We start from the raw sequence: 7,211 nt of genomic DNA, 5'->3' as shown, positions 1-7,211 counted from the left end.
TCGCTGGGAACCCAGAACCGGCGCTCATGCAGGTTGGGCAACCAGCGGCGGCGGGTCTTGTTGTTGGCGTGCGAGACGTTATTGCCGGTCTGCACACCCTTTCCGGTGACTTGGCATACACGGGCCATGATGACCTCCGTAAATTCGTAAACCGCCCGTTAGCCAGGGCGACATCGGCCCAGCGGCGCAATGCGCCACGCGATGCTGGAGGGTGTTGCGGGTCGCTTGGTCGTGAGGTCCGCATCGCGTTGCGGAGATACCCGGCAGGCCGGGTCGACGGGGGCGAGCCGTGCATTATCCGGTAAAAACAGGCGAGTGTGCAATCTGTGACCAGCGGCGAGCTCATTCCCTGTGCGCAGGCACCGCCCGCTCCGCCTGTCCGCATCGTCGGTCCATCGTCTCGACGGATGGCCAGTCTGCCTTCGCCAATGGCCTGGTGATCTGCGAACAGACAGCGCCGATGACGCCCACGCAGAAGGGATTGACGCACCTCTACGCGGCTTTCGCCGACATGGCGACAGACGGGGATGTATGGAACAATTCCCCTTCTTTGCGCCTCGCGCGCTTCGTCTTTTGAATCGAGGGATACCCATGGTAGATATCACCGCCAACGGCCAGGGTGCCGGTCAGGCCAACCAGCCGCAGCTCGTGTTGCAGAAAATCTACGTCAAGGACGTATCCTTCGAGGCGCCCAATGCGCCGCAGATTTTCCAGGAAATCGGTGAGATCACCGAAGCCCCCCAGGTGCAGCTCAACCTGTCCCAGCGCGCCACCGGCCTGGGCAACGACTTGTACGAAGTCGTGCTGACCCTGACCCTGACCTGCACCATCAATGAGCGCACGGCCTATCTGGCGGAAGTACAGCAGGCCGGTTTGTTCGGCATCGCAGGTTTCGCCGAGGCCGACCAGGCCGGCATCATCGGCAGCTACTGCCCGAACCTGCTGTTCCCGTATGCGCGCCATGTGATTTCCAACCTGGTGCAGGAAGGTGGCTTCCCGCCATTCCTGCTGCAGCCGATCAATTTCGAGGCCCTCTACGCCGAGCAGCAGCGCCGCATGGGCGCCGGTGGCGAGGCTCCGATGCTCAACAGCTGAAAATCCGGCGAACAAGGTCCTGATATGACCGACCAGCCGATCCTGGCCGTGCTCGGGGCTGGCTCCTGGGGCACGGCCCTGGCCACCATGGCCGCGCGCAACGGCGTACCCACTCGCTTGTGGGGCCGCGATGCGGCGGCCCTGGCGGATATGGCTGCCAGCCATCGCAACCAGCGTTACCTGCCGGATCTGCAGCTGCCGCCCGGGCTCGTTTTCGAGCCCGATCTGGCCAAGGCCGTACGCGGCGCCACCACGCTGCTGATCGTGGTGCCCAGCCATGCCTTTGCCGAAATGCTCGATGAGATCGCGCCGCTGCTCGATCCGGGTACCCACATCGCCTGGGCGACCAAGGGCTTCGAGCCGGGCACCGGCCGTTTCCTGCATGAGCTGGTGGCCGAAAGGTTGCCGGGGCGGTCGGCGGCGGTGCTCACCGGCCCGTCGTTCGCGCGCGAGGTGGCTTCCGGCCAGCCCAGCGCCGTCACGGTGCACTCCGAGAACGCTGCGTTTGCGCAGCAGCTGGCTGATTTGCTGCACGCGCCGAACTTCCGCGTCTACACCGGCAACGACGTGCTGGGCGCGGAGCTGGGAGGCGCGATGAAGAACGTGCTCGCCGTCGCCACCGGCGTCGCCGATGGCATGCAGCTTGGTCTGAACGCTCGCGCAGGTCTCATCACGCGCGGTATGAACGAAATGCTGCGCCTGGGCGTGGCGCTGGGTGCAAAGCCGGAAACGCTGATGGGCCTGTCCGGCCTGGGCGATCTGGTGCTGACCTGCACCGGCGACCTGTCGCGCAACCGCCGGTTGGGGTTGGCGCTGGGGCAGGGCGTCGGCATTCACGACGCCGTGGCACAGATCGGCCAGGTCGTCGAAAGCGTCGTCACCGCCAACGAGGTCGTGCGCCTGGCCGACAAGCACGGCCTGGACCTGCCGATCAGCAAAGGTGTGCGCGCCGTGCTGCACGGCGACGTGACACCGGTCGAAGGCATGAAGGCGCTGATGGCACGCGAACAGAAGCCGGAATACCCGCAGGACCTGTTCGGAACGCATTGAGCTTTTTTTGTGCGCATCCGCTTGTGGTGCGCACCCGGAACGCTGTTAAGCTCAAGGTTTTGATCGCTCCAGGGAACGCATGCGCATGCACCTACCGGACGAGAACCAGCACGGCGATGCTTCCGCCCAGCATGAAGAGCGCGAGGAAAGCCTGCCCGGCGTGTGGCGCAAGCTGCTCGGCAAGCCTGCTGCGGAGGGCGCGCACGAACATGTGGTGCTCGGTTTCTTCTTCGAGGTGATGCCGGAGGACGGCGCACCCTATGCGCGCCTGGATTCGGCCCCGGTGTTGCTGGTACCGGGCGAACATGGCCGTTTCACCCGGCCCGCCCCGCTGGAAAGCAAAATGCTTTCCCACTCGATCCTGAGCCTGCACGAACAACGGCTGGCCGCGACCGTGCTCGGCCTGCCGCAGGCCCTGCGCAAATCACGCAGTTACGCGCGCTTGTCAGGCCATGTGGGCAATGCGCTCCTGGCCGAGATGCTGGATACCGCACCCTGTTTCCTGGGCGGGCTCGCCGGGCTGCGCCTGTCGCGCGGCAAGTCGCATCAGCTCAATTGGCATTGGCAACTGGAACAGGACGGCAGCCAGCGCTTGCTGCCAGCGTTGCCGCACAGCCAGCGCCTGCTGCGCATCGACGGGCTGTGGTACCTGGATGCAGAGCGAGCCGAACTGGGCCATCTGGAAGCCGATCCGGAAGAAACGCATTGGCTGGACCTGCCCCCGCTCAAGCACGAATACAGCCGTCTCTTGCGCGGCGCGTTGCCATCGAGCCGCCTGGCGCATCGCATCCCGCAGCCGCAGGTATTCGACCAGCTGCGCCGTGCCGAACTCGCGCCCAAACCAATATTGATCCTGCACGCGTTGACACGCCACGCGCGCCTGGCCGCCGGCACGCCGCCGCTGGCCTATGCGCGCCTGGCCTTCGACTATGCGGGTGAGCGCCTGCCCGGACGCGGCGGCGAACCCTTGGTGCGTCGCGTACGCAACGGCCAGTTGGTGGAAATCACGCGTCGGCGTGCGGAAGAACTTTCCGCCATGGAACAACTCGAACGCGCCGGCCTGACGCTCGGCGTCGACACCGAAGGCCTGCCCTGGGATCTGGCCGACACGCTGCCTGAAGACGCCTGGCTGTTCCCCGGCAAGGGCCACGCTGGCGCGCTCGAAGTGAATACGCCCGCGCGCTGGCTGGCGCTGCGGCCGAAGCTTGAGGCCGAAGGCTTCCTGCTCGAATACGCACCGAGCTTTCCGTTCGAAGTGCTGGAAGGCCCGGTACGCTGGTACGGCAACGCGGTGGAAGACGCCGACGATCACGCCTTCGATCTGGAAATCGGCATCGAGGTGGAAGGCAAGCGCCGCAATCTCCTGCCCGCGGTAGCGCAGGCGCTGGCGGAACATCAGCTCAATCTCAGCCCGGCGCCGAACGAACCCGAGGATGCCGTGTGGTATGCGCCGGTCGATGAGCGCCGCCGCGTGCCGGTGCGCCTGAAGGAATTGCGAGGACTGTTGGCGCCGCTGGCCGAATACCTCGAAAAGCCGAAGAAGAAACTGCATCTGCCGCGCGTGCAGGCCGGCCGCCTGGAAGAGATCGTCGAAGCGCTTCCGGTGGGCGGCGAGCTGCAGGCGCCCGAGCAATTGCGCGGATTTACCGCGCGCTTGCGCGATGCTGCCGAACGCGCCAGCGATGCCGTTCCCGCGGGCCTTACGGTCGAACTGCGCCCCTACCAGCGCGAAGGCTTGCGCTGGTTGAACGCACTGGCCGAAGCCGGCGTGGGTGGCGTACTCGCCGACGACATGGGTCTGGGCAAAACGTTGCAGTTAATCACGCACCTGCTGGCGCTGAAGGAACGCGACGCCTTGCAACAGCCTGCGTTGATCGTCGTGCCCACCAGCCTGATCCCGAACTGGCTGGCGGAAATCGGCCGCTTCGCGCCATCCCTGCGCGCACTTGCCTTGCATGGCCCGCAACGCAGCGGAGATTTCTCGCAGATCGCCGCGCAAGACATCATCCTCACCAGCTATGCCTTGCTACCGCGTGACGTGGTGACGCTGCGCAAGCAACCGTTCTCGCTGATCGTGTTCGACGAAGCGCAGCAGGTGAAGAACCCGCGCACGCAGGCACGCCGCGCCGCGCTCACCTTGCGCGCGCCGCGCTGCATCTGCCTCACCGGCACGCCGTTGGAAAACCACCTGGGTGAACTCTGGTCGCAGGTGGATTTGTCCGTGCCGGGCCTGCTGGGCGATGAAGGCGCATTCCGTCGTCACTACCGCGTACCGATCGAAAAGCAGCGCGACGAGGATTGCCAGGCGCGCCTCAACCGCCGCCTCGCCCCGTTCATCCTGCGCCGAACCAAGGCGCAAGTGGCAGCGGAACTGCCGTCCAAAACCGAAATCACGCGCCGCGTGGTGCTCGATGGGCGCCAGCGCGAGCTATACGAGAGCCTGCGCCTGTCGCTGGCCGACGAGCTGCGCGACGTGATTGCCCAGCGCGGCATCGCGCACAGCGGCATCGTGGTGCTCGATGCGCTGCTCAAGCTGCGGCAGGTGTGCTGCGACCCGCGCCTGGTCAAGCTGGAAGCCGCACGCGGCGTGCGCGACTCCGCCAAGTTCGAACTGCTGATGGACATGCTGCCCGCGCTGCTCGCCGAAGGCCGTAAAGTGCTGTTGTTCTCGCAGTTCACCGAGATGCTCAAGCTGATCGCGAACGAGCTCGAACGGCACCGCATCCGCTACGTCATGCTTACCGGCGAAACACGCGATCGCGCCGAACCGGTACAGCGTTTCCAGGAAGGCGACGTGCCCTTGTTCCTGCTCTCGTTGAAAGCCGGCGGCGTCGGCCTCAACCTCACCGCGGCCGATACGGTCATTCACTACGACCCGTGGTGGAATCCCGCCGCCGAAGCGCAGGCCAGCGACCGTGCGCACCGTATCGGCCAGGACAAGCCGGTGTTCGTGTTCCGCCTGATTACGTCGGGAACGGTGGAAGAGCGCATCGAGGAATTGAAGGCGCGCAAGGCGGAGCTTGCCCAGGCGGTGCTGGAAGGCGGCGGTACGCGCGAGAAACTCAGCTTCGATCAGGCCGATCTGGATGCGTTGCTGGCGCCAGGCTAACTGCTTCTCATGGGCGTCATCGCGAAAGCGCCTCCGCTTTCGCGGGAATGACACATTGAGCGCGGTGTTTTTTCGTTTCGCATCGCTTCCGCGCGGCGCAGCATGACGGTCCAGCGGCTTTCGACGCGCCTGCAATCAGTCTCGCGCCGCCACTTCATCGATGTGCTTGAGCAAGCCGGCGGGATCGTCGTACACACGAAACGCGCCGGAGCGCTGCAACTCGTCCTGCCCGTAGCCGCCTGATAGCAATCCCACGCCGAGTGCACGCGCACGCTGCGCCGCCAGCATGTCCCAGATGCTGTCGCCGATCACCAGCGAGCGATGGATGTCCACGCCCAGTCGTTCGGCCGCAGCGATGAACAAGTCCGGATCGGGCTTGGCATGGCGAACCATGTCGCGCGTCACCACCGGCACCTCGTTCGGATCGACGCCGAGCGCGTCAAGGTTGTGTGCTGCCGTGCGCATGCGGCCGCTGGTAGCGATCGCCCACGGAATCTTTTCCTGGGTGAGGAACTGCAGCAGTTCCCGCGCACCGGGTAGCGGGCGCACCGAACCTTGGGCGTGATGGCGATTGAACGCTTCGGCGTGTCGCTGCTGCAGGCGCTCGATGCGTTCCGGCGTGATGTCCAGGCCGGTTTCACGCAGCAGGATGTTGGTGAACAAGCCGCCGCTCATGCCGATCTTGCGGTGGATGCTCCACACCGGCAGCACCACGCCTTCCTCGTCCAGCGCTTCCTTCCAGGCCAGCACGTGTTGATACACGCTGTCGATCAGGGTGCCGTCGAGGTCGAAGAGGAAGGCGGTGTTGGAGCGGGGCATGACGATCCTGCGTGATTACTGCTTTGGCAAACTGCGGCCGGTTTCCAGCACTGCCAACGCCGCCGCGCCGAGCAAGCCCGGTTCCGGGTGCGTGATGGCAATGGTCGGTACGTGTTCCATGGTGTCGCGGAAGCGGCCCTTGGCCTCGAAGCGCTCGCGGAAACCGCCGCGCTGCAGCCAGGGCATCAGGATCTTCAGCACGCCGCCGGTGAGGTACACGCCATCCCAGCCACCCAGGCTCAGCACCAGGTCGCCCGCCACGCTGCCGAAAATGCCGGCCAGCGTTTCCACCGTGCGCACGCACAGCGAGTCGCTGCCGTCGGTGGCGCGTGCGGTGATGTCTTCGGGCGTGTATTCCTCGGCGCGCTGGCCGGCGATGTCGGCCAAGGCGAGGTAGAGGTTCACCAGGCCGTTGCCGCAGATCATGCGTTCGTTCGACACGCGACCGAACCGCGCGTTGAGGCGATGGAGAATTTCCACATCTTCGGCTGTGTGTGCGGCAAAGCCGGAGTGGCCGCCCTCGGTTTCCAGCACGATCCAGTGGCCATGGCGAAGCAACAAACCCGCCACGCCAAGACCGGTTCCCGGACCCATCACCACAAACGTCTGCGTGGCGGCGCTGTGGTTGTGTTCGGGCGGCAACACCTTGCCGACGGCCTGCAGCTCAGCGTTCTTGAGCAGCGGAATCGACATGCCCTGCGCGGCGAAATCGTTCACCAGGCGCACGCGCTCAAAGCCCAGTTCCGCCTCCAGTCCATGCGCGGATACCGCCCAGGGGTTGTTGGTGATCTTCACCGTCTCGCCATTGGCAATGCGGCCGGCGGCAGCAATGATCGACTGCGTGGCGGTGTAGCCGGTGTCGGCGAAATACTGGCGCATGGCATCGGCCAGCGTGTCGAAATCCTTCACGCGATAGCGCTGCACGCTATCGAGCAGCAGCGGCGAGGGGGCCGCTGCATCAGCAAGGGCGAAACGGACGTTGGTGCCGCCGAGATCGGCCAACAGGGTGGGTGAGGTGATGGAGCGATCCATGGGCAATCCAGGGTAGCGAACCTGACAAGACTGCCCGTTGTTGTCCGATTCGTCCAGCATGCGAGTGACGTCCCGTGCCTCCGCGCTTGTGAAAAAAACTCACACT

Annotated in this window: 7 protein-coding genes; 4 read left to right on the top strand and 3 right to left on the bottom strand. The window is 65.3% G+C overall.

The window, feature by feature from the left end:
* A partial coding sequence (rpmB, locus tag V7M64_RS17605; protein WP_333680910.1) for a 50S ribosomal protein L28 occupies window positions 1-128 on the bottom strand: 128 nt, incomplete at its 3' end.
* A 161-nt stretch (window positions 129-289) separates the two neighbouring features.
* Here rpmB and V7M64_RS17600 point away from each other — a divergent pair.
* The 4 genes from V7M64_RS17600 to V7M64_RS17585 all read left to right on the top strand — a co-directional run bounded on the left by V7M64_RS17600 (window position 290) and on the right by V7M64_RS17585 (window position 5,254).
* Complete coding sequence (locus V7M64_RS17600) at window positions 290-577, top strand: hypothetical protein (protein WP_333680906.1); 288 nt, start codon at window positions 290-292, stop codon at window positions 575-577.
* Window positions 578-591: 14 nt separating this feature from the next.
* A complete protein-coding gene (gene secB / locus V7M64_RS17595; RefSeq protein WP_333680905.1) occupies window positions 592-1,095 on the top strand; it encodes a protein-export chaperone SecB in 504 nt (167 codons plus the stop codon).
* A 24-nt stretch (window positions 1,096-1,119) separates the two neighbouring features.
* Window positions 1,120-2,145 carry an NAD(P)H-dependent glycerol-3-phosphate dehydrogenase gene (locus V7M64_RS17590; RefSeq protein ID WP_333680903.1) on the top strand — a complete coding sequence of 342 codons (1,026 nt, stop codon included), beginning with the start codon at window positions 1,120-1,122 and terminating at the stop codon, window positions 2,143-2,145.
* Between the two features lie 85 nt (window positions 2,146-2,230).
* Window positions 2,231-5,254, top strand: a complete 3,024-nt coding sequence (locus V7M64_RS17585; protein WP_333680908.1) for a DEAD/DEAH box helicase — start codon at window positions 2,231-2,233, stop codon at window positions 5,252-5,254.
* A 135-nt stretch (window positions 5,255-5,389) separates the two neighbouring features.
* On the opposite strand, the gene V7M64_RS17580 is transcribed toward V7M64_RS17585, so the two are convergent.
* Both V7M64_RS17580 and glk read right to left on the bottom strand, forming a co-directional pair.
* Window positions 5,390-6,073, bottom strand: coding sequence for an HAD family hydrolase (locus V7M64_RS17580; RefSeq protein ID WP_333680901.1), 684 nt, complete (start codon window positions 6,071-6,073; stop codon window positions 5,390-5,392).
* A 15-nt stretch (window positions 6,074-6,088) separates the two neighbouring features.
* Window positions 6,089-7,105: a glucokinase gene (gene glk, locus V7M64_RS17575; protein ID WP_333680900.1), complete on the bottom strand. Its 1,017-nt coding sequence runs from the start codon at window positions 7,103-7,105 to the stop codon at window positions 6,089-6,091.
* Between the last annotated feature and the right edge of the window lie 106 nt (window positions 7,106-7,211).

Source organism: Dyella sp. (assembly GCF_036746095.1).
Taxonomy (GTDB): Bacteria; Pseudomonadota; Gammaproteobacteria; order Xanthomonadales; family Rhodanobacteraceae; genus Dyella_B.
Note: the sequence above shows the minus strand (reverse complement) of the source record. Positions and strands in the feature narration are given on the sequence as shown.